This is a genomic window from Streptomyces sp. NPDC039430, from assembly GCF_055639435.1.
Map to the genome: position 1 here is coordinate 537,346 of NZ_JBVKAK010000001.1, position 26,515 is coordinate 563,860.

At 71.9% G+C, this 26,515-nt stretch carries 19 protein-coding genes, 1 pseudogene and 1 CRISPR repeat array; of the genes and pseudogenes, 10 read left to right on the plus strand and 10 right to left on the minus strand.

Features of this window, described 5'->3' with window-relative positions; genetic code table 11:
- Positions 1–204: 204 nt before the first annotated feature.
- From ACZ7LS_RS02340 to ACZ7LS_RS02350, 3 genes are all read left to right on the plus strand, one after another.
- Positions 205–1,152 (plus strand): formylglycine-generating enzyme family protein, encoded by a 948-nt coding sequence (locus ACZ7LS_RS02340; RefSeq protein WP_383973852.1) that lies wholly within the window; start codon positions 205–207, stop codon positions 1,150–1,152.
- Positions 1,153–1,178: 26 nt separating this feature from the next.
- Positions 1,179–3,083, plus strand: coding sequence for a sulfatase-like hydrolase/transferase (locus ACZ7LS_RS02345; protein WP_385129984.1), 1,905 nt, complete (start codon positions 1,179–1,181; stop codon positions 3,081–3,083).
- A gap of 80 nt (positions 3,084–3,163) precedes the next feature.
- Positions 3,164–4,135: an aldose epimerase family protein gene (locus tag ACZ7LS_RS02350; RefSeq protein WP_385130177.1), complete on the plus strand. Its 972-nt coding sequence runs from the start codon at positions 3,164–3,166 to the stop codon at positions 4,133–4,135.
- A gap of 90 nt (positions 4,136–4,225) precedes the next feature.
- On the opposite strand, the gene ACZ7LS_RS02355 is transcribed toward ACZ7LS_RS02350, so the two are convergent.
- The gene (locus ACZ7LS_RS02355; RefSeq protein WP_385129982.1) at positions 4,226–6,727 is read right to left on the minus strand and encodes a glycoside hydrolase family 3 protein; all 2,502 of its coding nucleotides are present in this window, start codon (positions 6,725–6,727) and stop codon (positions 4,226–4,228) included.
- 206 nt (positions 6,728–6,933) lie between these two features.
- Here ACZ7LS_RS02355 and ACZ7LS_RS02360 point away from each other — a divergent pair, with 206 nt between their 5' ends.
- Positions 6,934–8,235 (plus strand): pyroglutamyl-peptidase I, encoded by a 1,302-nt coding sequence (locus tag ACZ7LS_RS02360; protein ID WP_382664515.1) that lies wholly within the window; start codon positions 6,934–6,936, stop codon positions 8,233–8,235.
- Between the two features lie 116 nt (positions 8,236–8,351).
- Here the strand turns inward: ACZ7LS_RS02360 and ACZ7LS_RS02365 are convergent, their stop codons facing one another.
- A complete protein-coding gene (locus ACZ7LS_RS02365) occupies positions 8,352–9,173 on the minus strand; it encodes an EI24 domain-containing protein (protein ID WP_382664342.1) in 822 nt (273 codons plus the stop codon).
- Between the two features lie 242 nt (positions 9,174–9,415).
- Here ACZ7LS_RS02365 and ACZ7LS_RS02370 point away from each other — a divergent pair, with 242 nt between their 5' ends.
- The gene (locus ACZ7LS_RS02370) at positions 9,416–11,986 is read left to right on the plus strand and encodes a M14 family zinc carboxypeptidase (protein ID WP_382518223.1); all 2,571 of its coding nucleotides are present in this window, start codon (positions 9,416–9,418) and stop codon (positions 11,984–11,986) included.
- Between the two features lie 120 nt (positions 11,987–12,106).
- On the opposite strand, the gene ACZ7LS_RS02375 is transcribed toward ACZ7LS_RS02370, so the two are convergent.
- From ACZ7LS_RS02375 to ACZ7LS_RS02385, 3 genes are all read right to left on the minus strand, one after another.
- A complete protein-coding gene (locus ACZ7LS_RS02375; RefSeq protein WP_385372318.1) occupies positions 12,107–13,045 on the minus strand; it encodes an RICIN domain-containing protein in 939 nt (312 codons plus the stop codon).
- A 294-nt stretch (positions 13,046–13,339) separates the two neighbouring features.
- On the minus strand, positions 13,340–13,768 hold the full coding sequence (locus ACZ7LS_RS02380) for an organic hydroperoxide resistance protein (protein WP_382518214.1): 429 nt from the start codon (positions 13,766–13,768) through the stop codon (positions 13,340–13,342).
- Positions 13,769–13,833: 65 nt separating this feature from the next.
- Positions 13,834–14,862: an NADP-dependent oxidoreductase gene (locus ACZ7LS_RS02385; protein ID WP_382518211.1), complete on the minus strand. Its 1,029-nt coding sequence runs from the start codon at positions 14,860–14,862 to the stop codon at positions 13,834–13,836.
- A 139-nt stretch (positions 14,863–15,001) separates the two neighbouring features.
- Between ACZ7LS_RS02385 and ACZ7LS_RS02390 the strand changes: the two genes are divergently transcribed.
- A complete protein-coding gene (locus tag ACZ7LS_RS02390; protein WP_385129977.1) occupies positions 15,002–15,436 on the plus strand; it encodes a MarR family winged helix-turn-helix transcriptional regulator in 435 nt (144 codons plus the stop codon).
- A 36-nt stretch (positions 15,437–15,472) separates the two neighbouring features.
- Here the strand turns inward: ACZ7LS_RS02390 and ACZ7LS_RS02395 are convergent, their stop codons facing one another.
- On the minus strand, positions 15,473–16,345 hold the full coding sequence (locus ACZ7LS_RS02395; protein WP_469448236.1) for an SCO2400 family protein: 873 nt from the start codon (positions 16,343–16,345) through the stop codon (positions 15,473–15,475).
- 152 nt (positions 16,346–16,497) lie between these two features.
- Here ACZ7LS_RS02395 and ACZ7LS_RS02400 point away from each other — a divergent pair, with 152 nt between their 5' ends.
- The 3 genes from ACZ7LS_RS02400 to ACZ7LS_RS02410 all read left to right on the plus strand — a co-directional run bounded on the left by ACZ7LS_RS02400 (position 16,498) and on the right by ACZ7LS_RS02410 (position 20,061).
- Positions 16,498–17,058: a hypothetical protein gene (locus ACZ7LS_RS02400; protein ID WP_382672185.1), complete on the plus strand. Its 561-nt coding sequence runs from the start codon at positions 16,498–16,500 to the stop codon at positions 17,056–17,058.
- A 206-nt stretch (positions 17,059–17,264) separates the two neighbouring features.
- Positions 17,265–18,314 (plus strand): rod shape-determining protein, encoded by a 1,050-nt coding sequence (locus ACZ7LS_RS02405; protein WP_382672182.1) that lies wholly within the window; start codon positions 17,265–17,267, stop codon positions 18,312–18,314.
- A gap of 46 nt (positions 18,315–18,360) precedes the next feature.
- A complete protein-coding gene (locus ACZ7LS_RS02410; RefSeq protein ID WP_382672179.1) occupies positions 18,361–20,061 on the plus strand; it encodes a GAF domain-containing sensor histidine kinase in 1,701 nt (566 codons plus the stop codon).
- Positions 20,062–20,094: 33 nt separating this feature from the next.
- On the opposite strand, the gene ACZ7LS_RS02415 is transcribed toward ACZ7LS_RS02410, so the two are convergent.
- Positions 20,095–20,934, minus strand: coding sequence for an ATP-grasp domain-containing protein (locus ACZ7LS_RS02415; protein ID WP_382518193.1), 840 nt, complete (start codon positions 20,932–20,934; stop codon positions 20,095–20,097).
- Between the two features lie 208 nt (positions 20,935–21,142).
- On the opposite strand from ACZ7LS_RS02415, the gene ACZ7LS_RS02420 reads away from it, so the two are divergent.
- Complete coding sequence (locus tag ACZ7LS_RS02420; protein WP_382518191.1) at positions 21,143–22,474, plus strand: macro domain-containing protein; 1,332 nt, start codon at positions 21,143–21,145, stop codon at positions 22,472–22,474.
- Between the two features lie 344 nt (positions 22,475–22,818).
- On the opposite strand, the pseudogene ACZ7LS_RS02425 reads toward ACZ7LS_RS02420, so the two are convergent.
- From ACZ7LS_RS02425 to ACZ7LS_RS02435, 3 genes and pseudogenes are all read right to left on the minus strand, one after another.
- Positions 22,819–22,938, minus strand: a pseudogene (locus ACZ7LS_RS02425) (SAM-dependent methyltransferase); the annotation flags it as partial.
- 47 nt (positions 22,939–22,985) lie between these two features.
- On the minus strand, positions 22,986–23,924 hold the full coding sequence (locus ACZ7LS_RS02430) for a nitroreductase/quinone reductase family protein (RefSeq protein ID WP_382968069.1): 939 nt from the start codon (positions 23,922–23,924) through the stop codon (positions 22,986–22,988).
- Positions 23,925–24,439: 515 nt separating this feature from the next.
- Positions 24,440–24,757, minus strand: a complete 318-nt coding sequence (locus ACZ7LS_RS02435) for a hypothetical protein (RefSeq protein ID WP_385129973.1) — start codon at positions 24,755–24,757, stop codon at positions 24,440–24,442.
- A gap of 607 nt (positions 24,758–25,364) precedes the next feature.
- A CRISPR array of direct repeats spans positions 25,365–26,431; the repeat unit is 29 nt; unit sequence GGGACCATCCCCGCGGGTGCGGGGAGCAG.
- Positions 26,432–26,515 lie beyond the last annotated feature (84 nt).

The window sequence follows — 26,515 nt, forward strand, 5'->3', positions numbered from 1 at the left end:
CTGCATGTCGACTTCGGACGGCTGGCGAGCGCTCTGTGTTGTCCGGTTCCGCGAGGCTGACGCCCGCCCCCGGGGACTGACCGCCGTTCCCTGCCGCCACACCCTCCCGACCCCGTCCCGGGGTCCTCTCATGCCCTCCTCAAGGCCCTCACCGTGGCGCTCGTTGCCGACGGCAACCTGCTCCACGACGCGAAGGACATCGTCATGCCACCCCAGAAGCCGAAGTCCTGCTGTGCCCCCGCTCGCGAGCGGACGACGCTCTCGCTCACCGCTCCCGCTCCGCGCGCGGCCTCGGACAGCCGTGTCGCCAAGCGGCTTCTCGCTCTGCCCGGCGGCCGCTTCCTCATGGGTACCGACGATGTCGTCGGCTACCCGGCCGACGGCGAAGGACCGCTCCGGGAAGTGGAGTTGAGCCCGTTCCGGATCGCTCCGACAACCGTGACCAACACACAGTTCGCCACCTTCGTGAAGGCCACCGGGTACGTCACCGATGCCGAACGCTTCGCCTTCTCCTACGTCTTCGAGGGCTTCCTCCCGGCCGAGCTGCGCGCCGCCTCCCCGCGCGTCCCTGGCACACCGTGGTGGCGTGCTGTCCACGGCGCCACCTGGAAGCACCCGGAGGGGCCGGGTTCCTCGATCGGCTCCCGGCAGAACCACCCGGTGGTGCACGTCTCGTGGAACGACGCGGTCGCCTTCTGCGCCTGGTCCGGCACCCGGCTGCCGACCGAGGCCGAGTGGGAGTACGCGGCGCGCGGCGGCCTTGAGCAGCGGCGCTATCCGTGGGGCGACGAACTCGCTCCGGGCGGAAGTCACCTGTGCAACATCTGGCGCGGCTCCTTCCCCACCGTCAACACGGCAGACGACGGATACCGGTCCACGGCGCCCGTGAAAGCGTTCCGGCCCAATGGCTTCGGCCTCTACAACACGGTCGGCAACGTGTGGGAGTGGACGGCGGACTGGTTCAGCCGCGACTTCCATGTCACCGGCCCACGCACTGATCCGGCGGGCCCGCCGGAAGGCCTGGCCCGCGCCATGCGTGGTGGCTCGCACATGTGCCACGACTCCTACTGCCATCGCTACCGTGTCGCGGCCCGCTCCTCCAACACCCCCGACAGTTCCGTGGGAAACATCGGCTTCCGCGTCGCCGCGTGAGCTCTCCCTTCGGTGAAAGGCTTCCCATGAGCACATATCCGTCCCGCAGAAGTGTCCTCGCCGCCTCGGCCGCAGGCGCCGTCACCGCCGGAATGCACGCCCCGGCCGCGCGGGCCTCCCACGCCCAGCGGCCCAACATCCTGTGGCTGGTCAGCGAGGACAACAACCCGTTCCTCGGGTCCTACGGCGACCGGCAGGCCGTCACACCGAACCTGGACGCGCTCGCGGCGGAGGGCGTCCGCTACGAGAACTCCTTCTCCACCTACCCGGTGTGCGCGCCCACCCGCTTCTCGATCATCACCGGCAAGTCGGCCGAGAGCTGCGGCCCGGCGCACCAGATGCGCGCCCTGGGCAAGCGCCCCGACTGGCTGGCGGGCTTTCCGACGTACCTCCGGGAGGCCGGCTACTACACGTCGAACAACGACAAGACGGACTACAACACCGCGTACGACCTCGCCGAGCTGTGGGACGCGAACGGCTCCACGGCGTCCTGGACCGGGCGCGCCCCCGGCCAGCCCTTCTTCTCCGTCCTCAACTTCTCCATCACGCACGAATCGACGCTGTGGGTCACCGGGCCGAGCGGAGTGCACGACCCGGCCGACGTCTCCGTGCCGGCGTACCTCCCGGACACGGAGAACATCCGCGCCGACCGGGCCCACTACTTCGACAACATCACCCGGCTCGACGGCCAGATAGCCGCCGTGCTGGAGCAGCTGGAGTCCTCGGGCCTCGCCGACGACACCATCGTCTTCTCCTACTCGGACAACGGCGGCGTCCTCCCCCGCTCCAAGCGGTACGCCCGCGACAGCGGACTGCGCACCGCCCTGATCGTCAGGTTTCCCGAGAAATGGCGGCACTTGGCACCGGCCACACCGGGCTCGGTCGTCGACTCCCCGGTCACCTCGCTCGACTACGCGCCAACAGTGCTGGATCTGGCGGGAGTCGACGTGCCCGCGTACATGGAGGGCACCTCGCTGCTGAAGGCCCGCCATCGCCCGTCGTACGCCTTCGGCGGCCGTAATCGCATGGATGAGCGCTACGACTTCGTCCGCACCGTCCGCGACACCCGCTACCGGTACATCCGCAACTACTCCCCGCACCGCATCTACAACCAGCACATCGCCTTCATGTTCCAGCAGCTCGGGTATCTGGACTGGGAGAAGGCCCATCTGGCCGGCACGCTCACCAAGGGCCAGGAACGCTGGTGGGGCGAGAAGCCCGCCGAGGAACTGTACGACCTGCGTGCCGACCCCGACGAGGTGCGCGATCTGATCGACAGCCCTCGGCACTCGGCGGTGCGGGAGCGGCTGTCCAGGGCGCTGGACACGCATATCCTCGCCCTCCACGACAACGGCTTCGTCCCCGAGGGCTCGGCCGCCGAAGGGTACGACGCCTCCCGCGTCCCCGGCGCCTTCCCGATCCGCCGGGTCAAGCACCTCGCCGACCTCGCCATCCGCCGCGAGAAAGCGCACATCGGCACCTTCCTGCATGCCCTGACCGACACCAACGAGGTTGTCCGGTACTGGGCCGGCCAGGGCCTGCTCATGCTCGCCACGCCCGCTGCCCGCGACCTGAAGCGCAGGCGCGTCCCGGAAGCCCTGGAGAGGGTCCTCGCCGACCCCGGCGAGACTCCGCAGGTGAAGATCGCGGCAGCGGAACTTCTCGCTCGTCTCGACCGCCCGGACACCGCGGTCCCGTACCTGTCGGGCATCATCACCGCGGGCACCCACGCCCGCGTACGGCTCCAGGCCGTGAACGCGCTGACGTACATCCCCGCCGCGTACGCGAAAGAGGCCCTGGACGCCCTCGACTTCGCCGTCACGGCGGACGACGAGTACGTGCGCGGGGCCGCGACGTATCTGCGGCTCGTCCTGAGAGGCGACTACGAGCCGAGGCCGGAGGTCCAGCAGGAGATCAGCGCCGGCCGGTGAGGCGAGGGGAACCAGCGGCCGGGGGCCCCGGCAGGGTTTTCCCGGGGCTCGCGGGCGTAGGGTTCTCGATCGTGACTGCCATGAACACGGAGCGCGTCGGTGCGACCGATGAGGGTACGCCCGTCCACCGCTGGACCCTCGAACGGGCCGGTACCCGGCTACGTCTGCTGACGTACGGCGGCGTCGTGCAGTCGGTCGAGATACCCGACCGGCACGGCACCGTCGCCAATGTGGTGCTCGGCTTCCCGGATCTCCGGGGCTATCTGGGCGCCGGCGGGCCGTACTTCGGGGCGCTGGTGGGCCGGTACGCGAACCGCATCGGGGGCGCGGCCTTCACCCTCGACGGACGGACCTGCCGGCTCGCGGCCAATGACGGGCCGAACAGTCTGCACGGCGGTGAGCGGGGCTTCGACCGGCGCGTGTGGGACGCGGAGCCGGCCGGGGACCACGGGGTGCGTCTTTCGCGGATCAGCCCCGACGGCGAGGAGGGCTTCCCCGGCCGGCTGGACATCTCGGCGACGTACACGCTGGACGCGGACGGTGCGCTGCGGATCGACTACCGCGCGGTGACGGACGCCCCGACGCATGTGAATCCGACGAATCACACCTACTGGAATCTGGGCGGCGCGGGCAGCGGCCCCGCGACCGGCCACGAACTGCGCGTCGCGGCGGGGCACATCACGCCGGTGGACGACACCTCCGTGCCGACCGGGAAGCGGGAGCCGGTCGACGGCACCCGCTTCGACTTCCGCGTGCCGCGCCCGGTGGGTCCGGGCTACGACCACAACTTCGTGCTGGACGGGACGGATCCGGCGGCCGAGCTGTACGACCCGGTGTCGGGCCGGGTGCTGACCGTGACCACCACGGAGCCGGGGATGCAGCTCTACACCGGCGACCACTTCGACGGAGACCCGTACGGTCCCGGGGACGGAATCGCCCTGGAGACGCAGCACTTCCCGGACTCCCCCAACCGGCCCGCGTTCCCGAGCACGGTGCTGCGGCCGGGTGAGGTGTTCGTCTCGACCACGACGTTCGGCTTCGGCGTCCGGTAGAGGAGGTACGGGTCGGCCCCGGGGCGGTGTCAGGTCCGTCCCGGGGCCGTCATGTCGCGTACGTTCCCGGCGTCCCGTCCTTCTCGCCGGCTACGCCCGCGCCTCCACCGGGGAACTCAGCCGGCGGTCGGCGACGGACCGGCCCGCCTGGACCTCGTACGCGCCGGGGACCAGCGACCAGGAGCCGGACTCCTCGTCCCAGATCTCGAAGGCCCTGCGCCGCAGCGGGATCCGCACCTCGACGGTCTCGCCGGGTCCGGCCTCGACCGAGGCGAAGCCGGCCAGCCAGCGGGCCGGGCGCTCCACGGTGTCGTCCACCGGGGCCAGATAGATCTGGACGACCTCGCGCCCCCGGCGGATACCGGTGTTGCGCAGCCGTACGCGCGCGTCGTCCGTGGTGGCCGCGATCGTCTCGTACTCCCAGCCGGTGTAGCCGAGGCCGTGGCCGAACGGGTACGCGGGGGCCACGCCCGACCGCTCCCAGGCCCGGTAGCCGATGAACACGCCTTCGCTGTAGTGGAGTTCACCGTCGGCCGGGGTGGTGGCCGAGACCGGTACGTCCGCCAGCGCGACCGGCCAGGTGGTGGGGAGCCGGCCGCCCGGCTCCACCGCGCCGAGCAGCACGTCGGCGAGTGCGGCGCCGCCCTCCTGGCCGGGGAACCAGCTGAGCAGGACGGCCGCCACGTCCTCGCGCCACGGCAGTTCGACCGGGGAGCCGGTGTTGACGACCACGACGGTGTTCGGGTTGACGGCGGCGACCGCGCGCACGAGATCGTCCTGGCGGCCGGGGAGCCTGAGGTTCTCGCGGTCGAAGCCCTCGGACTCGACGCGTTCGGTGGTGGCGACCACCACGACGGCCGTGTCCGCGGTACGGGCCGCCTCGACGGCCTCGGCGATCAGTTCGTCGGGGTCGTGCCGCGGGCCGAGGTGGAGCAGCGAGAACGCGACGGCCCTGATCGGGGCGTCCGGGATCTTGTGGACGGTGTGCAGCAGCGAGACCGTGACGCGCTCGCCCTCGGTCAGTGCCGCGCGGGCGCGCTCCACGGGCCGGCCGAAGAACGTCTCGAACGGGTCGGAGGCGACGGCCAGTTCCTCCGTCGCGTCGAAGAGGACCCGGCCGCCGACGGTGAGGACGAAGCCGCCGAGACCGCGGGTGCCGAAGGTGTGCTCGCCGCTCTCGCGCGGGGTGAAGGTGCCGGTCAGCTCGACGGTGTGCAGTTCCTCGTGGGTGACGCCGTCGGGCAGGTCGCTGCCCGCCCACTGCACCCGGCCGCCGGGGACGGTGGAGGTCCCGAGGATCCGTCCGTCCGCCGCGCGGCAGACGGCGGTCAGCTCGAAGCCGGTGCCCGCGTCGGCGAGTTCGTCGCTGGGGTCGGCGCCGATGGAGTAGGTCAGGGCGCCGTCGGGAAGGGCGGCGGTGAGGCCGTCGAGCGGGGAGACCACATGGTCGGGGAAGACCACCGCGGAGCCGCCGCCGAGCACCCGGGCATCACGCGCCGGGGCGCCGCTCAGCGCGACGGTACCGGTCCGGGCCGGATCGATCGGCAGGGCCGGGTGGCCGGCGCCGTCGTCTCCGGCCCCCTTGCCGGGTGCGCGTGGCTCGTTGCGTACGAGGACGAAGGAGCGGCGGGCGATCTCGCGGGCGAGCGCGTCGCCGTCGACCGGCGCGGGAAGGGCGGTGACGGCCGCGGGGGCGCCGTCGAGGATGCCGACGCGGGCGGCGAGGAGCAGCACCCTGCGTACGGCGTCGTCGACCGCGGATTCCGTCACCTCACCGGCGCGGACGGCGGCGACGAGCGCCTCGCCGTAGACCGTGCGCGGTCCCGGCATCGCGGCGTCGAGGCCGCCGAGCAGGGCGCCGACGGTGGAGCGCGCCGCCAGCCAGTCGGAGACGATGAAGCCGTCGAAGCCCCACTCGCCGCGCAGGACCTCGTTCTGGAGATAGCGGTGTTCGGTCATCGTCGAGCCGTTGACCTGGTTGTACGCGGCCATGATGCCCCAGGGGTGGGCGTTGGCGACGATGGCCTCGAAGGGGGCGAGGTACAGCTCGCGCAGCGGGCGCGGGGCGACGATGTTGTCGACGGTGAAGCGGTCGGTCTCGGCGTCGTTCGCGACGAAGTGCTTGACGGTGGTGCCGACTCCGCCGTCCTGGACGCCCCGCACATAGCCGGTGCCGATCTCGCCGGTGAGGTACGGGTCCTCGCTGTACGCCTCGAAGTGGCGGCCCCCGAGTGGTGAGCGGTGCAGATTCACGGTGGGCGCCAGCAGTACGTGCACGCCCTTGCGGCGGGCCTCCTGCGCGAGCAGTCTGCCCGCACGGCGGGCCAGTTCCGGATCCCAGGAGGCGGCGAGAGCGGTCGGCGACGGCAGCGCGACGGACGGGTCGTCCGCCGTCCACCGCACCCCGCGGACCCCGATCGGACCGTCGGACATCACCAGGGACGCCAGCCCGATCTCCGGGAGCGCGGGCAGGGACCACATGTCCTGGCCTGCCAGCAGCCTCGCCTTGGCGTCCAGGTCCAGCTTGCCGAGCGCCGCCTCGACGGCCGCCTCGCGCGCGTGACCGGCCGGGGTGCCGGATGCGTCTGCCACTGCCGTACCTCCTCGTCGAAGTCTCTCCGTCTCTCAGCGGATGGTCGCACAGCGATCCCGGCCGGGTGGAGTGGTCCCAGCACATGACCGCACGTCGGTCCGTGTGCGTGTGCGCGTCGCACGCCGGGTTCAGGGGGCCCATGGTCATCCGCCCTGTCCGGAGGTGATACTTCCGCCACCCGACGGAAGGACTCCCCGTGAGACTCATGAGGCCCCTGGGCCACATACGTGTACGCCCCGAACTGCTCGGGCTCGTACTCCTCACCACCACCGCGCTCGCCCTCGGTGCCCCGCCGCCGCCGGCCGCCGCGCAGCCGCTCGCCGTTCAGCCGGCCCCCGCCCGGTCCGTCACCGCCGCTGCCACCGTCGAGGAACAGCGGCTGGACCTCGCCGTACCCCAGGAGATCCTGCGGCGCAGCGGCTTCGACACGGTGGCGCCGGACTTCGTACGGTCACTGCGCGGCGCGGACTCGTACGCCGAGGCCGAGCGGGCCGTCGTGCGGAGCGGTGCGCGGCTGTGGCAGCGGGCGGTGGACCGGGCGCAGGGCCGGGGGCCCGCGCGCGGTGATCTGAGCCGGGACGACGACCGGCCGCTGTACTGGGCACGGCTCGCGCTCACCCGTGAACTGCGGCAGTGGCAGCCGGAGTTCGGCCTCTCCGAGAGCGCGCGGACGGCGCTGCTGGGGAAGCTGGAGCGCTCCTCGCGCGGCCAGGACTCCCTGGACTTCCCGGCACGCGGCGCCGCCAAGGGCGTCAAGCGGATCGTGCTGACCGGCTTCGATCCGTTCACCCTGGACCGCGACATCCGGATCAGCAACCCGTCCGGGGCGACGGCGCTGGCGCTGGACGGCACGGTGATCAGGACCGCCGACGGGCCCGCCCGTATCGAGACGGCCGTCTTCCCGGTCCGCTGGGGGGACTTCGCCGACGGCACCGTCGAACAGGCCCTGCGCGGGCCGCTGTCGCGGGCCGACCTCTTCACCACGGTCAGCCAGGGCCGCGTCGGACGGATCGATGTCGAGCGCTTCAACGGCGCCTGGCGCGGCGGGTTCGGGGACAACGAGAACGTCTCGGAGACGGGACTCGTGCCGGTGAGCGATCCGGCGTCGCAGCCGCAGTGGACGACGACCAGCCTCCCGTACCGCTCGATCGTGGCGGCGGACACCGGCCGCTTCCCGGTGTACGACAACACGTCCGTGACCGAGGTCCCGGCGGGCGGGACGGCGCCGGTGGTACGGCCGGACGGACCGACGCCCGGTTCGGCGGCCCGCGCCGGGGGCGGCGGCGACTATCTGTCCAATGAGATCGCGTACCGCGCGACGCTGCTCCGCGACCGGCTGGGGCTGGACATTCCGGGCGGCCATGTGCACACGCCGGTGCTCCAGTTCGGGGCGGGGAACACCGATCCGGCGACGGGGACCGTGACGGACCCGGAGTTCGTACAGAACCGGCTGGACATCATCGCGCAGCTGCGGGCGATCGTCACGGTGGCCGCCGAAGCCTCCTGAGTCTCCTGGTTCGTCTGAGACACCTGAGGCGTAGAGGAGGCGGAACGCACAGCGCCGTCCGGCCCCGGCCCCTGCCGGATCGGACGGCGCTGCGCCTGTCGACCGCCGTGTGTCTCCTACTTGTCCATGGCGAGCGGTACGCCCGGCCGCCGCGTGCCCTGCCCGCCGTTCGCCGCGTCGTCGTCCGGGGCCGCGTCCTCCGGCTCGGCCGTCAGCTCGCGCACCATCAGGGTCGCCCCCGCCACCGCGCCCGGCATCAGGAAGACCGCCACGAACGGGACGAGGAAGGCGAGCGTGAGCGGGACACCGAAGCCGAGGGTGAGCATCCGGCGGCCCCTGAGCAGCCGGAGGCGCTCCTTCAGCTCGACACCGCGCCGCTGGAGCGCCACCGCCGTCAGCTCCTCCGCCAGGAAGAAGCCGGAGACGCAGAAGCCGAGTACGGGAATGACCGTCTGCCCGACGACCGGGATGAAACCGAGGGCGAAGAGCAGCACGCCGTACAGCGCCACTCGTACCAGGATCCGCAGACTGTCCCGGGCGGAGATCCACAGGTCGCGCCAGAGCGGCAGTTCGGACTGCGGGACCTCGCCGCCCTCCGCGCGGTCGACCGCCTCGGAGAGCGATTCGTAGAAGGGCTGGCCGACCAGCAGCGTCACGGCCGTGAAGGTGATCACCGCGAGGAACAGCCCGAGCGCGAAGAGCAGCACGGTCAGGGAGCCCCGGAAGAGACCGAGCCAGGGCGAGGACCAGTCGTCCGCGAAGGGGGTGGCCCAGGCCGTCAGATCGTCGGCGCCGTAGGCGAGGCCGACGAGCGCGCCCGCGTACAGGACCAAGGTGACCAAACCGGGCAGCAGTCCGAATCCGAACCACCGGCCGTGGCCCGCGACCCAGCGCTGGCCTTTCATCAAGTAGCCGAAGCCGGCGCCGAGATCATGCATGGACGCAGCCTACCGGGTGTATATGGACCCCTCTTGATGTTCGCGTGAGTAACCGGTAGACCCTGCGTACCGATCAACGTCGATCGCCACCGATCATTTTTGATCGCTCTGATGGGATCACCTCCACGTGATCGCCTTCGCGGCGATCACTTCCGCGGCGATCACTTCCGCTGTGATCGACCGCCGCCCGCCGCCCGCCTCTGACATTGCCGTCACTTCCGAAGACCCGGAGGAACAGACGCATGGGGATACCCAGACCCGTCCTGCTCACCACCGCTGTCAGCGCCGTCGCCGGCGCCCTGCTGCTCGCTCCGCTCCCCGCGACCGCCGCCCCCGGCCGGGACACACAGCGGCCGCACCCCGTCAGGGAGAGCGGCGGCCCCGACACCACCGCCGCGGCGCTCCAGAAAACCACCGGCACCACCGACACCGCCGGTACACCCACGCCTCCCGCGCTGCGCAAGGACGGCGGCTACCCCCGGCGTACGGTCCTCGACGCGCCGCCCGAGAACCCCGCCGACAAGTCGATCAAGCTGGGCCTGGCCCCGTACCACTCGCTCGCTCCCCGGCTCAACGCCCTGCAGAAGCTGAGCGACCGCGTCAGCGTGGAGGTCGCGGGCCGGTCCGCGGCCGGCCATGAGCTGTATCTCGTCACCGTCACCGCGCCCGAGAGCTCCCGCGAGTCCCGCGAGCAGGAGCGGATGCGCGAGCTGATCGAGGACTCCCCGGCGGCCGCCGCCAAGGACCGCCGGATCAAGTCCTCCTACAAGACGCCGGTCTTCATCAACAACAACATCCACGGCAATGAGTGGGAGGGCACCGACGCCGCCCTGAAGCTCATCGAGGAGCTGGCGAAGGCGAAGGACGGCAGGACGGCCGGTCTGCTCGCCAAGAACCGGATCTATCTCAATGTGACCGCCAACCCCGACGGCCGGATCGCCGGGACCCGCGCCAACGGCAACGGCTTCGACCTCAACCGCGACTTCATCACCGCCTCGCAGCCCGAGTCGCGGGCCATCCGGCAGATCGCGGTCGACAAGCAGCCCGCCGTCATGCTGGACCTGCACGGCTATGTCAACGGCACGCTGATCGAGCCGACGACGCCGCCGCACGGCGAGAACTACGAGTACGACCTCTTCCTGAAGAACAGCTACGCCAACGCCCTCGGCATGGAGAAGGCGGTGAACGATCTCGGCTACACCCCCGGCGAGGACGGGGTCCAGCCGCCCGTCATCCCCTTCCGCGACCAGCAGGAGGGCTGGGACGACTGGCCGCCGATCTTCACCCCGCAGTACATGGCGTTCCAGGGCGCGGTGGCCTCGCACACCGTCGAGTTCCCGATGCGCGTCAACAACAACGACTACAACACCCTGCCGGTGGAGGAGCTGCGCCGGCGCTCCGCGATCAACACCGACATCGCGGGCGCGGTGATGCGCGCGACCCTCGACTACACGCTCGACCACCGTACGTCGGTGATCGCCGACCAGATCGAGACGTTCCGGCGGGGCGCGGCGGGCGAGGCGCAGCGGCCGGTGTCCGAGGAGACCGTGCCGGGCGTGCCGGGCATCGGGCCCGAGGACGTGTACACCACCTCCTTCCCCCGCGCGTATGTGATCCCCGCGGGCCAGGGGCAGCGCTCGGCGACCGCGGCGGCCCGGCTGGTGGACCATCTGGTCGCCAATGACGTACGGGTGGAGCGCGCCCTTACCGGCTTCCGGCTGGCGGGGCGTTCGTATCCGGCGGGCTCGTACATCGTCGACATGCACCAGGCCAAGCGCGGGATCGCCAATGTGATCCTCGACGAGGGCCGGGACATCAGCGCGGACGTCTCCACGATGTACGACATCTCGGGGTGGAGCCTCGGGCTGCTGTGGGGCGCGAGCGTCGACAAGGTCCAGAAGGCCGGCGGCGGGCTGCACATCCCGGCGCGTCCGGTCCTGGCCGCGTCCCCGACCGGGGCGGTGACGGGTCAGGGCGACCTGCGGCTGCGCCTGGACGACGCCAAGGAGCTGGCGGCCCTCAACTCCCTGCTCGGGCAGGGCGTGAAGGTACGCGGGGCGGCGGACGGTTCGGCGATCGTACCGGCCTCGGCCCGGCGTCAGGCGGCCGTCCTCGCCGACCGTCACGGCGTCGCCTTCACCGCCACCAAGGAGAAGGGCTCCGGGACGGTGGCCCGTACGCGCGTCGCGGCGGCGGTGACGCCGGGCGAGCAGTTCGCCCTGCGGGAGATGGGCTTCGAGGTGCTGCCGGTGTCGACCGCGACACTGAACGCGGGCTTCGACTGGTCGAAGGCGGATGTCCTGTACGTCTCCTCCGGCCTCCAGTACGGCGCGCTCAACCCGGCCGCGCGCGCGGCCCTGGACGGCTTTCTCTCCCGGGGGGCGGGCGTGGTCACGCTCGGTTCGACGGGGGCGGCCTTCAACACCGCCGCGGGGCTGCTCGCGGCCAAGCCGGTCGCGGGCAACGGCGACGCGAACGGTGTGGTGCGGGTGGCCAACGCGGGTGGCCCGATCACCGGTGGCGCCCCCGCGCACACCTTCGTCTACTCGCCGCTGTGGTTCACCGACCTCGGTCCCGGGGTGCGGGCCGACCAGTCGTACGGCACCGGCAGTCCGCTGGTGTCCGGCCACTGGCGCGCGAAGGAGGACGGTACGGGCGGCCCCTCGGCCGCGGCGGGCCGGGCCTCGATCGTCAGCGGTACGTCCGCGAAGGGCGGGTCCGTGGTGCTGTTCGGTACCGAGCCGCTGTTCCGTGACCACCCGAAGGGGCTGTTCTCACAGGTCGGCCGGGCCCTGCTGGGGGCGGCCGGCTGAGTCCTCACGGCGCGCCACGGCCACGGCCACGGCCACGCTGACGCCGTGACGCCGTGACGGCCGGGGGCCGTTCCCGCACGGTGCGGGGACGGCCCCCGCGGCGTTCCCCCGGGGAGCTGTTCAGACCGGGTCCAGCCGCCACTGCTGGCAGGTGGTGCCCAGCCAGGGCCACTGCTGTACGTCCGCCCCGTCCGCCGTCGAACAGCCGGCGATGTCCGCGACCTTGCCGCTGCGGGCGCCGACGAGCCGCACCCAGCCGCCCTGGCCGGTGACGACGAGACGGAAGGACTGGCAGCTCGTGCCGAGCCACGCCCACTGGCGCAGACCGGCGCCGTCCGCGACGGAACAGGCCGCCGTGTCCAGCACTTTCCCGCTGGCGGCGTTGACCAGCCGGCTGGTGTCATCGCCGAGTGCCTCGACGCGCCAGCGCTGACGGGCGCCGCCGTGACAGGCCCACTGGAGGACATCCGCGCCGTCGGCGCGCGAACCGCCCTCCACTTCCAGGCACTTGCCGCTGCGCCGGTTCACGAGTGTGTACGCCGTGGGGATGGCCGCGCGCTCGCCGGAGCCCCCGGCGAGCGCGGCGCCCGGCGGCGAGAGGCCACCGTCAGGCGTCGGCGCGGTGGCGTCGGGCAGCCGGCCGTCATCGAGCCGGCCCCGGTAGGCGTACGGGCCCATGGGGTCGGCGCCGGCGCTCTCCAGTACGTGCACGCGCTGGGTGGGGCGGTAGTCCTCGATGCCCTGGCCCGCGACGTAGTACAGATACCAGTGGCCGTCCCGGAAGTGGATCCGGGGCGCCCCCATGTTGCAGCAGCGCGAGGAGGCGGAGTCCGTCCAGACCCGCACGCTCGGCGCGGTCGAAAGCCCGGCCGGAGTGGGCGATGTGCGCATGGTCAGCTCCGACGTACGGGACGCCGTGAGGAGGTAGTAGTCGCCGTCGTAGTACTGGATCCAGGGGTCGGCGGCACTGGCGGGCGGGGGGACGAACGCGGTGAAGGCGGCGAAGACGGCGAGCGACAGGGCCAGAAGGAGCGTGGTTCTGCGAGGGGTGCGGCTCACGCGGATTCTCCTTACGGCGTGCGAAGCGGGGTGGGGGCGCGGGAGTTGGAATGGTGTGGCGCAGGCGCCGTTCGGCGTAGGAGCCGTTCGGCATGCCGAATCACGGTCACGACCGCGAACGGGAAGCTAGAGTCGAAGCGCTTCCGCGTCAACGGTCGGAAACGGACAGGACGCGAGCGGACGCGACACCGGCGAACATGGCGCGAGCGGACATGGCGCGTGCGACATGACTGAGGGCCGCACCCCGGACAGGGGTACGGCCCTCAGCGGCCAGGCAGTCCGCCGAACGATCCGTCAGGCGACGGAGAGCTCGACCTTGATGTTGCCGCGCGTGGCGTTGGAGTAGGGGCACACCTGGTGCGCCTTCTCCAGCAGATCCTTGGCGGTGGCCTCGTCCACGTTCGGGATGGAGGCCACCAGCTCGACCTCAAGGCCGAAACCGCCGGTCTCCAGCTTGCCGAAGCCGACCTTCGCGGTCACCGTCGAGCCGGAGATGTCCGCCTTCTCCTTACGGGCGACCACACCGAGCGCACCCTGGAAGCAGGCGCTGTACCCGGCGGCGAACAGCTGCTCCGGGTTGGTGCCGGCGCCGTTGCCACCCATCGACTTGGGCGGGTTGACGATGACGTCGAGCTGACCGTCGTCACTGGAGACACGGCCGTCACGGCCGTTCTCCGCGGTGGCGACGGCGGTGTAGAGGACATCGATCTTCTGGATGGTCATACGGTGCGTTCCTCCTGTTGTACGCCGCGACTCGCGCCCACGGACCGCGGCGGCCTGGGACGAGCCTAGTGCGTCCGGCCGTTGAGCGTGACGATCATCTTTCCGGTGTTGTCACCGCGGAGCACACCGAGGAAGGCGTCGAAGCCGTTCTCGATGCCCTCGACCGAGGTCTCGTGGTACTTCAGCTCACCGGAGGCGAGCCAGCCCGCGACGTCCTTGACGAACCGCGGCCGCAGACCGAAATGGTCGGTGACGATCATGCCCTGAAGACGCAGCCGCTTCCCGATGGCCAGGGCCAGGTTGCGCGGGCCCGGCGCCGGATCGGTGGCGTTGTACTGCGCGATCGCACCGCACAGCGTGACGCGGCCGTGGGGGTTGAGCGTGGAGAGCGCGGCTTCGAGGTGGTCGCCGCCGACGTTGTCGAAGTAGACGTCGATGCCGTCGGGCGCCGCCGCCTTGAGCTGGTCCCTGACGGGGCCCTTCTTGTAGTTGAAGGCCGCGTCGAAGCCGTACTCCTCGGTGAGGAGCCTGACCTTCTCGTCGGAGCCCGCCGAACCGATCACCCGCGAGGCGCCCTTGATCCTGGCCAGCTGGCCGGCCTGGCTGCCGACGGCGCCGGCCGCGCCGGAGACGAAGACGGCGTCGCCCTCCTTGAAGGAGGCGGTCTCGAAGAGGCCCGCGTAGGCGGTGAGCCCGGTCGCGCCCAGCACACCGAGGTACGCGGAGAGCGGGGCGAGCGAGGCGTCGACCTTGGTGCCGTGCTCGGCCGGGAATTCGGCGTACTCGCGCCAGCCGAGACCGTGCACGACGTGGTCGCCGACGGCGAACCCCTCGGCGCGGGAGGCGATGACCTCGCCGACCGCGGCGCCGTCCATCGGCTTGTCCAGCTGGTACGGGGGTACGTACGACTTCACGTCGTTCATCCGTCCCCGCATGTACGGGTCGACCGAGAAGTGGAGGTTGCGGACCAGGATCCGGCCCTCACCCGGCTCGGTCACGGGGACGTCGCGCAGGGCGACATCGCCCGGCTCGGGCCAGCCGTGGGGGCGGGCCACGAGAAACCAGGCGCGGCCGGACTCGGGAAGTGCGGTCATCGTGCGGAGCCTCCTCAGACGGTTCTGCGGCGGTGAGCCACGGGTACCAGGTCAGGGAATCCGAGAAAAGCTTCACCACCTGAAACAACAATGCTCATGAATATTTCATGATGTCAAGTAACGGAGTACCCTGGTGTCCATGGCCACTCCACGAAGAGACCCACTCACCCTTGAGGTCGTCGAACTCATCGGCTCTGTCGTGGCCCGGTACTACGAGGAGTACGAGCAGGCCGCGGCGCGGCACTCCCTCACCGGCGCGCAGGCGCGCGTCCTGGGGCTGCTGTCCCTTGAACCCCTGCCCATGCGCGGGATCGCGCGGAAGCTGAAGTGCGAGCCGTCCAATGTCACCGGCATCGTGGACCGGCTCGAAGCGCGCGGTCTGGTGGAGCGCCGGCCCGACCCGGCCGACCGCCGGGTGAAGCTCGCCGCGCCCACGGCGGAGGGCAGCGCGACCGCGACCCGGCTGCGCGACTCGCTGGACTTCGCGCGCGAGCCGCTCGCCGCGCTGTCCGACCAGGAGCGCGGGGTGCTGCGCGATCTGCTCAAGCGGATGCTGGGCGAGAGCGTGCTCTGAGAGCCGCCGGCTGACGCGGGCGCGTCCGGAGAGCCGTCAGACGCAGAAGAAGATGATCCAGCGGCAGGTCTCGGACGGTGTGGGAGAAGGCGCGGGCGGCGGTGGCGGAGGAGGCGGGTCCGCCGAGGTCGGGCCATCCGACGTGGGCTCGTCCGTCGGCTCCGCGGGACCGGTCGTACCGGACTCCGGGTCGTCGGCCCCCGGTGTCTCGGGCCCGTCCGTGGCCGTCTCCCCGGTCTCGGGCGTACGGGACGGCGACGGCGATTCCCCCGTCTCCTCCGACGGCCTCGGACCGCCGCTGCCGTCCGTGCGTACCGTCCCGTCCGTACTCGTAGCCGTTCCCGAGCCCGGTCCCGGCGTCGTGGAGACACCCGGATCGTCCGGCGCGACCGGGCGCTCCGTGTCCTGCGGACCGCCGTCGAAGTCGACGGGCGTCTCCTCCTTCACGGCGGTGGCGTTGTCGTCGCGCGACGACTCCCTCGCCAGTTCGGCCAGGCTCAGCGCGCCGGCCGCGAGAATCACGCCGAGCGTGGCGATCAGAAACCTGCGGCCCCGCCTGCTGCGCGCCCGGCGCGGACCGGTACGGCGCGGGGCCTTGTCCCGCGCGCCCTTTCCCCGCCCGGCTCTGCGGGAGGAACCCTTGCGGCGCGAGGTGTCGGGGCGCGGCGCGGTGTCGTCCGGACGGTCGTGACCGATGAGTCCGTAGTCACTCACCCCGTAGTCACTCACGGGCGCGTCGCCGTACTCTCCGTGACCCTCGGTTTGCCCGTCGTCCCCGCCCGGGAGGCGGCTGTGGTGCGACCCGGGGTGGAAAGGGCGGTGCTGCCGCAGCTCCTCGGCGGGGGTCCCGCATCCTGCGCAGATCAGTGCGCCGTTGAGGTGCCGACGACACTGTGGGCAGTAGTCCATGGCGCCCCGCAGATTATGCGGCGGCGGCACGGCTGACGTGGCGAGGTTGTGAGGATCGTGTGTGAAGTGGCGAATCCGTGGCGTGTCTGCCCACGTCTGCTCGTGTCTGCCCGGTTGGGGACTGCCCCGCGAACACGGGGGAGGATGGCGGTATGACGTCCACCGGGCCGTTCGGGCCGCTCGACTTCCAGCTCGTCCTGCTGCGCCGGATGGCCGATCACCAGCCGGAGCTGGTCGACGAGGCCCGCCGCGAGCTGGGCGTCTCCCTGGCCGGTATGCGGGAGGCCAACCGGCGCTGGCAGGCGATGGTGCGCGCGCCCCGGGCGCGCGGCTCGCTGTCCCGCTACCGCTCCGTACTCGGCGCGCCGGAGCGGACCTCCCGGCGTGTGATCGGCGATCTGGAGTGCGACGCCCTGCTCTGGCCCGTGCCGCTCTGGCCCGAGCTGCGGTTCGAGGTGATGGTGGCGCCCGGCGGCGCCGTCTGGAACGAATGGCTGGTCCGCGCTCCGGGGGCGGCGGCCCCCGAATTGCGTACGGCGGACGATCTGCGTCCGTGGTGCTGCACGGTGGACGAGGTCGCACGGGCCTTCCCGCCCGCCCGGCCGATGGAGGGCACCGCCCCGACCAGGATGCGGCTGGCCTTCACACCGCCCGACGGCCGTGCCCGCGTCGCGGAGTTCACCTGGGGGCTGCTGCAACGCTGGTCCGACTAGGTTCTGTCCGGCGCGCCCCGTCCAGGGCGGACGGCGTGTTGTGCGACCGGCCGCACGACGGATGCCCGCCCTGCTTCCTGGCACGCCGTCAAATCCGAACGCCCGTCTGGCGCAGCCCAGCGCGCGGGGCGTGCCCCGGCGCCGCACTATGCGAACAGGGCCGGCGGCCGCCGGTGATCCACTCAGCGCTCTCGGGAGAACCTGCCGTGACCGTCAGTCTTGAGCAGTTGCGACGTTGCCATATCGCCGTCGACCTGGGGGCCGCCCGGACCCGGGTCTTTGTGAAGGGGGCCGGGCTCGTCGTCGATGAGCCGAGCGCGGCCGCCGTCAACACCCGTACCGGCGCGCTCATCGCCGTCGGCGCCCTCGCCGAACAGATGACCGGCCGTACCCCCGACTACATCCGCGTCGCCCGTCCCATCAGCGGCGGCACCGTCATCGACATCGAGATGGCGCAGCGCATGCTGCGGCATCTGCTGGGCGACAAGCTCCGCCGCCAGTTGCGCCGCAAGCCCTGGCTGCGCGCCGCCGCCTCCACCCCGCACGACAGCGATCCGCTCGCCCAGCGCGCCGCCGTCGAGACCCTGGTCGGCCTCGGCGCGCGCCGGGTGGAGCTGGTGGACACGCTGATCGCCGCGGCCGTCGGCTGCGGACTGCCCGTGGAGCAGCCCACCGCCACCATGATCATGGTGTGCGGCGCGGCGACCACGCAGGTCGCGGTGTTGTCGCTCGGCTCGATCGTCACGGCCGTACGGATCCCCGTCGGCGGCAACGCCATCGACCACGCGGTGATCCAGCACCTGCGCCACCAGCATGAACTGATGCTGCCCAGCCAGTCCGTACGCCCGCTGCAACTGGCGCTCAGCAACAACGGGCTCACCGAGGGCGGTCCCACCAAGACGGAGATCCACGGCCGGGACGTGGCGACCGGAGTGGCGCGTTCGGTGATGGTGGACACCGCCGCCGTACGGGAAGCCATCTACACCCCCCTGACCGCCGTCCTCGACGGCATCGGCAAGGTGCTGCGCGACTGCCCGCCCGATCTGGTGGCCGATCTCGGGGACCGGGGGATCATGATGGTCGGCGGCAGCGCGCTGCTCCCGGGGCTCGACCAGATGCTGCGGGACGCGACGGGCATGCCGGTCGCCATCGCGGAGCGCCCCGACATCTGCGCCGTGCTCGGGCTCGGGGCGATGCTGGAGGGCAAGATCCAGCCGATGATCCTGAACCCGATGGCCGACGCCGACGCCCACTGAGAGCGCGGCGGGACCAGTACGACGGTGACGACGGCGCGACGGGGCGATGAGCGAAGAGAGCCACGACGGCGAGGCCCACGGCGACCGTGAAGGCCGCGGCGAGGACGAGCGCCCCGGCGACAGGCGCCCCGGCGAGGAACACCCTGACGAGGAGCACCGCGGCGGGGACGAGTGCCGTAGCGGCGAGCGCCGTGGTGACGGCGGCGCGACGGCGCCCCGGCTGCCCACGCTGCTGGAGGCGGTGCTCGGTATCGGCACCGACCTCGAACTGCGCGCCACGCTCCAGCACATCGTCGACACCGCCGCCGAGCTGATCGGCGCGCGGTACGGCGCGCTCGGCGTCCTCGACCCCGAGCGCGGCGGACTCACGGAGCTGTTCACGGCGGGGCTGAGCGACGCCGGCCGGCAGCGCATCGGACGGCTCCCCGATGGAGACACCGGCGTTCTCGGGCTCCTCATCAAGGAGCCGAGGCCGCTGCGGCTGGACGATCTGACGGCCGACCCCCGGTCCGCCGGGGTACCGCCCGGCCACCCCGTGATGCGCTCCTTCCTCGGTGTGCCGCTCCAACTGGACAGCACGGTCCTCGGCAACCTCTATCTGACGGAGAAACGGACCGGCTCCTTCACCGAGCAGGACCAGAACCAGCTGCGTGTCCTTGCCTCACAGGCGGCGCTCGCGATCGGCAACGCCAGGCTGTACGGGACGGCCCGGCAGCGCGAACGCTGGATCGAGGGGGCGGCGGCCGTCACCACCGCGCTGCTGACCGGCGAGAACGCCTCCGACGCGCTGGTCACCGTGGCCGAGTCGGCCCGGGTGCTCGCCGACGCGTACGCGGGCGTGGTGCTCCAGCCGACCGAGGAGGGCGGGATGGAGATCGTCGCCGCGTCCACGGTCGGCGACCCCGCCGGCATCGTCGGCACCACGATCGAGCCCGGCTCCCCCGTACTCGTTCAACTCCTCGGCGGGGAACCGGTGTTCATCGAGGACTCGTCGACGGATCCCCGGATGACCACACATGTGCGGGCGCGCTTCGGGCCGAGCATGATGCTGCCGCTGGAGAGCGGCGGCAAGCTGATCGGCACCCTCGCGCTGCCGCGCAGGCGCGGTGGCCGTCCGTACCGCGCGGTGGACCGGCTGCTGGCCACCCAGTTCGCCTCGCAGGCCGCACTCGCGCTGGTGCTCGCGGACTCGCAGCACGACCGGGAGCAGCTGGCCGTCTTCGAGGACCGCGACCGGATCGCCCGCGATCTGCACGATCTGGTCGTCCAGCGGCTCTTCGCCACCGAGATGATGCTGGAGTCGACCAGGCGGCGCGCGGCCTCGACCGACCTGGACGAGCTGCTCGGCCGGGCCGTGGACGAGCTGGACTCCACGATCCAGGAGGTCAGGACCACGATCTTCGCGCTCCAGCAGCCCCCTGCCGACGGTCCGGCGAGCGTGCGCGGGATGGTGCTGCGGGAGACGGGCGGCGCGGGGGACGTGCTGGGCTTCCGGCCGTCGGTGCGCTTCACGGGACCGGTGGACACGCTCGTGGGCGAACCGGCGGGCCGGGGCCTGCTGGCCGAACTGCGCGGCGCGCTCGCCGCCGCGCACCGGCGTGACGGGGTGACGGCGATCGGGGTGGAGGTCGACGCCACGGCGCGGCTGGCCGACGGACGGACCGGGGTGCGGCTGACCGTCACGGACGACGGTCTGCGCGAGGACGGCGGCCGGGGCACGACGATGACCTGGGAGGCGCCCCGCTGAGCCGGCGAGCACCCCGGCCGGCCCGCCCTCCGGTCACGCGCCGGCGGCGGAGCCCAGCACCTCCCGCAGCGAGGCCGTCAGCCGCGTGGCGAAGGCCTCCCGGGTCGCGTCGCCCACCGAGTCCAGGGACAGATACGGGTTGAGGTCCTCCAGCTCGACGAGCAGCAGCTCGCCGTCCGGGGCCCGGCAGGCGTCCACGCGCTGAATCCCGTGCTCCAGCCCGTTCCACTCGATGAACCGCCGCGCGAACGCCAGATCCGCGGGACCGGCCTCGTACGGCGCGAGCACCCAGCGCCGCTCGGGGTCCGGCGCGTACAGCGCGTACTGGAAGTCGTGGTCGATGAAGTAGAACGAGACCTCGTAGCGGAACGGTATGCGCGGCTGCACCAGCACCTCGCCGAAGGCGACGTCCGCGAGCCGGTCCCCGTCGGCGAACTCCATGCCGATCGAGTCCGCGCCCGCCTTCGGCTTGACGACATACGTCCCGGCGCGCGGCAGCCGCCCGAGGTCCTCGGCGCGGTCCACGGTCGGAATGACCGGATACCCGGCCGCGCTCAGCTCCACCAGATACTGCTTGCCCGCCATGTCGGCCCGTCCGGTCAGCGGGTTGTAGACCCGGGTGCCGGCCGCCGCCGCCCGGTCGCGGAAGGCGTCGTACTGCTCCTGGTAGTGCAGTACGGGCCCGCTGTTGCGCACCACGACCGCGTCGAAGGACCCCATCAGCCGCGCGGCGTCGAGAGGATGGCTCAGGGCCACGGCGAAGTCCCGCCGCAGCCGGGACGACAGCTGTATGTCCTCGTCGCAGTATCTGCGTCCCCTGGCCTCGTAGGCGAGGTCGGTGACATAGAGGACGCGGGGCGTGGTGACGGGCACGGACACGGTGCTCCCTGGCTGGTCGGATCCGGGTCGGATGCGGGTCGGATGCGGGTCGGTATCGGTCCGGGGCCGCCCATACACCTGTGCGGTGCCCACGAGGGGAGCATCATACGAGTGTCCCGTTCGCGCCGTCCCCGGAGCGCCCGCGGGCTCTTCGTGGTGCGCCGCTTGTGGGCACGGGCCGCCCGGTGCCATCGTTGCGGCCATGCCGCTCACGCCAGTCCCCGATCATGCCTCGATCCTTGAGGAGATAAAGACGGTTCGGCGCGGCGGGATCGTACGGCTGCGCCGGCTTGAGGTGCCGTCACTGGCCCGGATCGCCTTCGCGCTCGCCCCCGCGGAAGACGGCCGGGCCGCGGTCGTCGACCAGTCCCCGTCGCAGTCCCCGTCGCAGTCGCAGTCGCAGTCGCAGTCGCAGTCGGTGGAGTGGCTGCTGCGGCTGGCGGTGTCACGGCTCGGCGGCGGCACCCTCCAGGAGGCCGCCGAATACACCCTGGGTCTGACACCGGGCACCCGTGACTGGCCGGGCGCCGACCGCAGACGGCGCGCGGCCGAGCTGTACGGGGTCAGCATCGAGCGCTTCCGCAAGGAGCAGGAGGCGATGGTGCTCGACCAGGTCGCCGAGCAGGTGGGCAGGCTGGCGCGGGCGGCCCTCGCCGAGCGGCACCCGCCGGGCGGCCGTGACCGGGCGGCCGGCGACCCGGCGGACGGAGACGATCCGGCGCTGACCGCCCGTACGCACCGGCTCCTCACCGTCCCGGCACACGGCAGGACCGTGCCGGTCACGCTCCATGTCCATCCGGTGGATCTGCTGCGTGACGTGGATGTGGTGGTGTCCCCTGTCAACACGTATCTGGCGCTGCCCGAGGCGTACAAGTCCTCCGTGGCCGCCTCCCTGCGCCGGGCCGGCGCGCTGCGCGGGCTGACGGGCGAGACGCTGGGCGACCCGATCCACGAGGAACTGCGCGCGTGGGCCGCCGCCCGGGGCGCCTCGGGCCGTCCGGTACTGCCCGGCACGGTGGCCGTCACCGGCTCGGGCGCCCTCGCCGCCCAGGGCGTACGCCGCGTCTACCACGCGGCCGTCGCCGTGCCCCGGGCCGGGACCAACGACTACGACGTCCTGCCCGCCGATGTCACCCGCGCCGTGGCCCACGCCCTGGAGCTGCTCGCGGAGGAACACGAGCGGTTCGCTCCCCCGCTGCGGTCCGTGTGCTTCCCGCTGCTCGGCTCCGGCCGGGGCGGGCTGCCGTATGAGGAGAGCGTCCGCGCGGTGTGGGCGGCTGTCGACGCGGAGCTGGCGCGCGGCGCGGCCTGGGACATCCATCTGGTCGTACGAGGGCTGGCCCCGGCCGGTCTCGTGGTCCGCATGCTGACGGAGTACGCGGGCGGAAGCGTGGACGGAGACGGGCGCCGGGGGAGGGCCGGAAACGGGCGCGGAAGGGCCGACGACACGGGCGGGGTGGGCGGCGTGGACCGGGGCGCGAGCCGGAGCGGGGACGGAGGCCGGGGCGCGGCCGGACGTCACCCGCTGCCGTGATCCGCCCCGTTCACGCCCTGTTGCTGCCCAGCCTGTCTGGTGAACTGGGCAGCAAGGCCGCTCAGAGACGCTCGGCGTGCGGCGGACGAATGGCACGGGGGTGCACACCGGAGTCCGCCACGGCCCGTCGGGGGAACACCGCGGGCCCTCTGAGCGGCCCGTTCCCGCCCCTCGGGGACCGGATCCGAGGGGCTCGGGCCGCCGGCCGGCCCTACGGCTCGCGTCCCACGCCCCCGTACGCGTCGACCCCGGGCTCGGTGCCGTCCGGGCCGTCCGGGCCGTCCGGGGCGTCCGGGCCGTCCGGGGCGTCCGGGCCCGGACGCCACCGCGTGACCTGGACGCCCCCGGGCAGCCCGCCCCAGGAAGTGGCGGCTCGTCAGGGCCACGTCGACGAGGCCGGGGGAGATCTCCTCGATCTGGTCCCCGGCCTCCCGGTCGACCTCGTAATGGGGCGAGCCTCCGACGAGTCAAGGGAGCGAACGCGTACGGGGAACGCTCCCCCGACCATCCGTCAGCCCGCCCCGCCCCCGGCCGGTTCGGGCCCCTGCGGCGGCACCGGCGGCCACCGGATCTCGCTCAGGGCGGGAAGCAGTTCCTCCTCCTCGTAGTCGAGATGCGCCACCAGCTCGGCCGACAGCCGGGCCAGCTCGGCGCGGAAGCGTTCGGGGTCGGCGGTCGTGATGTCGGCGAGCAGAGCAAGCAGGGCGTCCTTGACGCGCGCGAGGACGCGATGCTCCTCGCCGAGCCGGTCGATGGCCTCGCGCAGATGCGGGTGCTGAGCGGCCAGCGCGGGGAAGGCGTGAGCGTCCTCGCTGGTGTGGTGGAACGTCAGGGACTGGCAGAAGGCCAGACAGTGCTGCCTGATCTGGAGACCGATCCCCGGCGCCGGCGGTTCGCCGGAGCCTCCGTTCGCCGCCCGCGCGGCGAAGTGCGCTTCGGTCTCGGCCTGTAGGTGGCGCAGTTGCCCGCGCAGCCAGCCATGGATCTGCACCAGCTTGTCGGCGAGACTGCCGATCTCGGCCGGCCCCTCCGACGCTTCGGCCCCCGAGGGTTCGAGCACCACGACGGGCAGGATCCTGGTGGTTCCGGACTGGTAGTCAGCGTATCCGGGCGCCACGCCCACGACCCGCTCGAACAGCCGGTCGCGCCGCGCCCCCTCGGCGGGGACGGCGATCAGTTCGAGCGTCTCGGTACCGATCTCCACCCGTACCTGAGGATGGGCCAGCAGGTTGTGATACCAGGCGGGATGACGCGGCGCGCCTCCCGCGGATCCGACGATCAGCAGCTGCTCGCCGTCGCGGACATAGCCGAGCGGAACGGTGTGTTCCGCCCCCGACTTGGCGCCGGTGGTGGTGAGCAGAAGGAGGTCGCCGCCCTCGAAGGGGCCGCCGACCTTGCCGTCGTTGGCCCGGAATTCGTCGATGATCGCCTGATTGAAGGATGCGGGCATACGGTGTCGTCTCTCCAGAGAAGTGTGCGGTCCGCGGTGAACGCGGTGATGGTGGATGACCGTGATGTGCGCGCGATACGGCGCACGGCGCGCTATGACCGCACGCGGACCCTCGTCCGGAGAAGGACATCGATGTCGTACGGCGGTGCCGGGCACCGCGAAGGACAGAAGGACAAGGGACGACGCGCGGAAGCGCTGCGTCGGATGCGTCAGGCGCGGAGTGCTGAGTAAGAACTCATGGCATCGTCCCTCGGTGAAGGTGCCTCCATGGCGATCGGCCCGCCCACTGCTCTTCGGCCGATACCACGCGACACGCGCACCATTACAGTCACCGGCGCCGGGATCTGTCAACGCGCCCGCCGCCGAAGCCCCCACTCGTCCCGGCAGAGCCCCGGGCCGCGCTCAAGCCGAGGGCGGGACAGGGCTTTGGGGGTATCCGATGGCGATGGCCTTCTCCGCTGTCTCGGCGAGGGTGCAGTCGGGGTTCAGGGCGGTGACAACCTGCTCCGCCAAGGTCAACCCCCGCTCCACCGGCACGACTTGAAGCCTTCGGGCACCTCTTCCACCAGTCGTGCCCATGTGTCGTCGCCCTCCTCGTGACCGTCGAAGGAGCGGAAGGAGCCGATATCATGACCGTGGACGAGCACGCCGGAGTCGGTGAAGTGGACGTCGAAAGCCCTCGCCTCCCTGTACATGGTCACAGACAGACAGGAGTGCGAGCCGTCGTCGGCGTTGAGCCCGTAGTAGGCCCAGTCGTGGCGCCAGCCTTCCTTGATCCCTGAAATGACGGCCAGAGCTCGGCAGCGGTCGAGGAGAGTGGCGGCGTCAGGCATGAGTCCTTTACCACGCAGAGCGGCTCCGGAGAAGCGTTTTGAGTTCCCGTCAGGGTTCATGCGTGACATCCCCGTCGCGACCGGTCCGGTACTCCGTGGAGGCCGCCCGAGCATTTCCGGCCACGCGAACCGCATGAGGAAGAACGCACCAGGACATCGGGCATCGGCTTCAGCGCGCGCGGCATACCCCCAGCCCACCACACCCGCCTGCCCTACCGCTCACGACCCGTGAGCGCTGCTGACACGGAGACCGGAGCCACCCCCAGAGCATTACTCTGAGTGACGCTCCGATGGCCCCCGACGCGGTCTTCGAAGGCCGCGCGCGACCCGCGCCCGGCGCTGCCCTCCCCCAGCGGTAGCTGACGTTCAATCCGAAAGCGGCCCCGCCGTCGACCGAGCGCGCCGGCCACTGGCGCGAGACCGGTGAGATGCCGTCAGCGGTCGTGGCGGGGACGCCGGAACAGTGGATGGACATGATGAGCTGGGACTATCCCCGCGGGCGCGAGGAACAGACCGCCGCGTTGAGGGCGAGGTTCTGGTGGACGGGACCATCCCCCGCGGGCGCGGGGAGCAGGTCGCGCTGCATGGTGCGGATGCCAAGGGCCTCGGGACCATCCCCGCGGGCGCGGGGAGCAGTCCTGTCGTTGCTAGTCGCCGTAGATCCGCCAGGGACCATCCCCGCGGGTGCGGGGAGCAGACCATTCCTCTCCGGGCGGCAGCCGCGAGCATCGGACCATCCCCGCGGGTGCGGGGAGCAGAAGCTGGGTCACCAGCAGCCGCAGCCTTGCGACGGACCATCCCCGCGGGTGCGGGGAGCAGTCACCCTCCGGATTGCGTGTGACCTTGACTGTGGGACCATCCCCGCGGGTGCGGGGAGCAGCACCAGAGACTGGAGTGCGTTGGCTTCTTCCAGGGACCATCCCCGCGGGTGCGGGGAGCAGACCTACGACACCCCTGGCCACCTCGGCAGACAGGGACCATCCCCGCGGGTGCGGGGAGCAGAAGCTGCCACGACGTGAGCCCCCGGGCCTGCGCGGGACCATCCCCGCGGGTGCGGGGAGCAGTCGCCGGACATGTGGATGTGCTCGGTCACGGCGGGACCATCCCCGCGGGTGCGGGGAGCAGCTCCCGCTGGGCCAGAAGTACATCGTCGGCGAGGGACCATCCCCGCGGGTGCGGGGAGCAGGGACGCCGCACCCTCCGATCCCGGCTCCTCGCGGGACCATCCCCGCGGGTGCGGGGAGCAGGCCGCCCCCCTCGCCACCGGCATCCTCGCCCCGGGACCATCCCCGCGGGTGCGGGGAGCAGCCTTCAACGTATGGAGATTTCAATACGTTGAAGGGACCATCCCCGCGGGTGCGGGGAGCAGCGTGACGTCGTCGTCCTGTGCGGCAGCATGCGGGGACCATCCCCGCGGGTGCGGGGAGCAGTTCGTAATCCCGATACGGAACGGCGAGACCGCGGGACCATCCCCGCGGGTGCGGGGAGCAGCGGACGATGAGTTCCTGACCGCGGTGGGCTCCGGGACCATCCCCGCGGGTGCGGGGAGCAGAAGTCTGCGGTGCTGGACATGCGGGTCTCCCGGGGACCATCCCCGCAGGCGCGGGGAGCAGGCCTTGTACATGCCGCCGTACCTGGTCTCGGCGGGACCATCCCCGCAGGCGCGGGGAGCAGACTCCGTGACCTGGGGTTTCAGCGCAGAGGAAACCAGTTCTGATGCACTTTCATCAAATTCGACATTTCCCTCAAAAGCGACGT

Bases quoted from the DNA above. Each gene is read 5' to 3' on its own strand.
- ACZ7LS_RS02340 (WP_383973852.1), top strand. From the start codon at position 205: ATGCCACCCCAGAAGCCGAAGTCCTGCTGTGCCCCCGCTCGCGAGCGG.
- ACZ7LS_RS02345 (WP_385129984.1), top strand. From the start codon at position 1,179: ATGAGCACATATCCGTCCCGCAGAAGTGTCCTCGCCGCCTCGGCCGCA.
- ACZ7LS_RS02350 (WP_385130177.1), top strand. From the start codon at position 3,164: ATGAACACGGAGCGCGTCGGTGCGACCGATGAGGGTACGCCCGTCCAC.
- ACZ7LS_RS02360 (WP_382664515.1), top strand. From the start codon at position 6,934: ATGAGGCCCCTGGGCCACATACGTGTACGCCCCGAACTGCTCGGGCTC.
- ACZ7LS_RS02365 (WP_382664342.1), bottom strand. From the start codon at position 9,173: ATGCATGATCTCGGCGCCGGCTTCGGCTACTTGATGAAAGGCCAGCGC.
- ACZ7LS_RS02370 (WP_382518223.1), top strand. From the start codon at position 9,416: ATGGGGATACCCAGACCCGTCCTGCTCACCACCGCTGTCAGCGCCGTC.
- ACZ7LS_RS02380 (WP_382518214.1), bottom strand. From the start codon at position 13,768: ATGACCATCCAGAAGATCGATGTCCTCTACACCGCCGTCGCCACCGCG.
- ACZ7LS_RS02385 (WP_382518211.1), bottom strand. From the start codon at position 14,862: ATGACCGCACTTCCCGAGTCCGGCCGCGCCTGGTTTCTCGTGGCCCGC.
- ACZ7LS_RS02390 (WP_385129977.1), top strand. From the start codon at position 15,002: ATGGCCACTCCACGAAGAGACCCACTCACCCTTGAGGTCGTCGAACTC.
- ACZ7LS_RS02395 (WP_469448236.1), bottom strand. From the start codon at position 16,345: ATGGACTACTGCCCACAGTGTCGTCGGCACCTCAACGGCGCACTGATC.
- ACZ7LS_RS02400 (WP_382672185.1), top strand. From the start codon at position 16,498: ATGACGTCCACCGGGCCGTTCGGGCCGCTCGACTTCCAGCTCGTCCTG.
- ACZ7LS_RS02410 (WP_382672179.1), top strand. From the start codon at position 18,361: ATGAGCGAAGAGAGCCACGACGGCGAGGCCCACGGCGACCGTGAAGGC.
- ACZ7LS_RS02420 (WP_382518191.1), top strand. From the start codon at position 21,143: ATGCCGCTCACGCCAGTCCCCGATCATGCCTCGATCCTTGAGGAGATA.
- ACZ7LS_RS02430 (WP_382968069.1), bottom strand. From the start codon at position 23,924: ATGCCCGCATCCTTCAATCAGGCGATCATCGACGAATTCCGGGCCAAC.
- ACZ7LS_RS02435 (WP_385129973.1), bottom strand. From the start codon at position 24,757: ATGCCTGACGCCGCCACTCTCCTCGACCGCTGCCGAGCTCTGGCCGTC.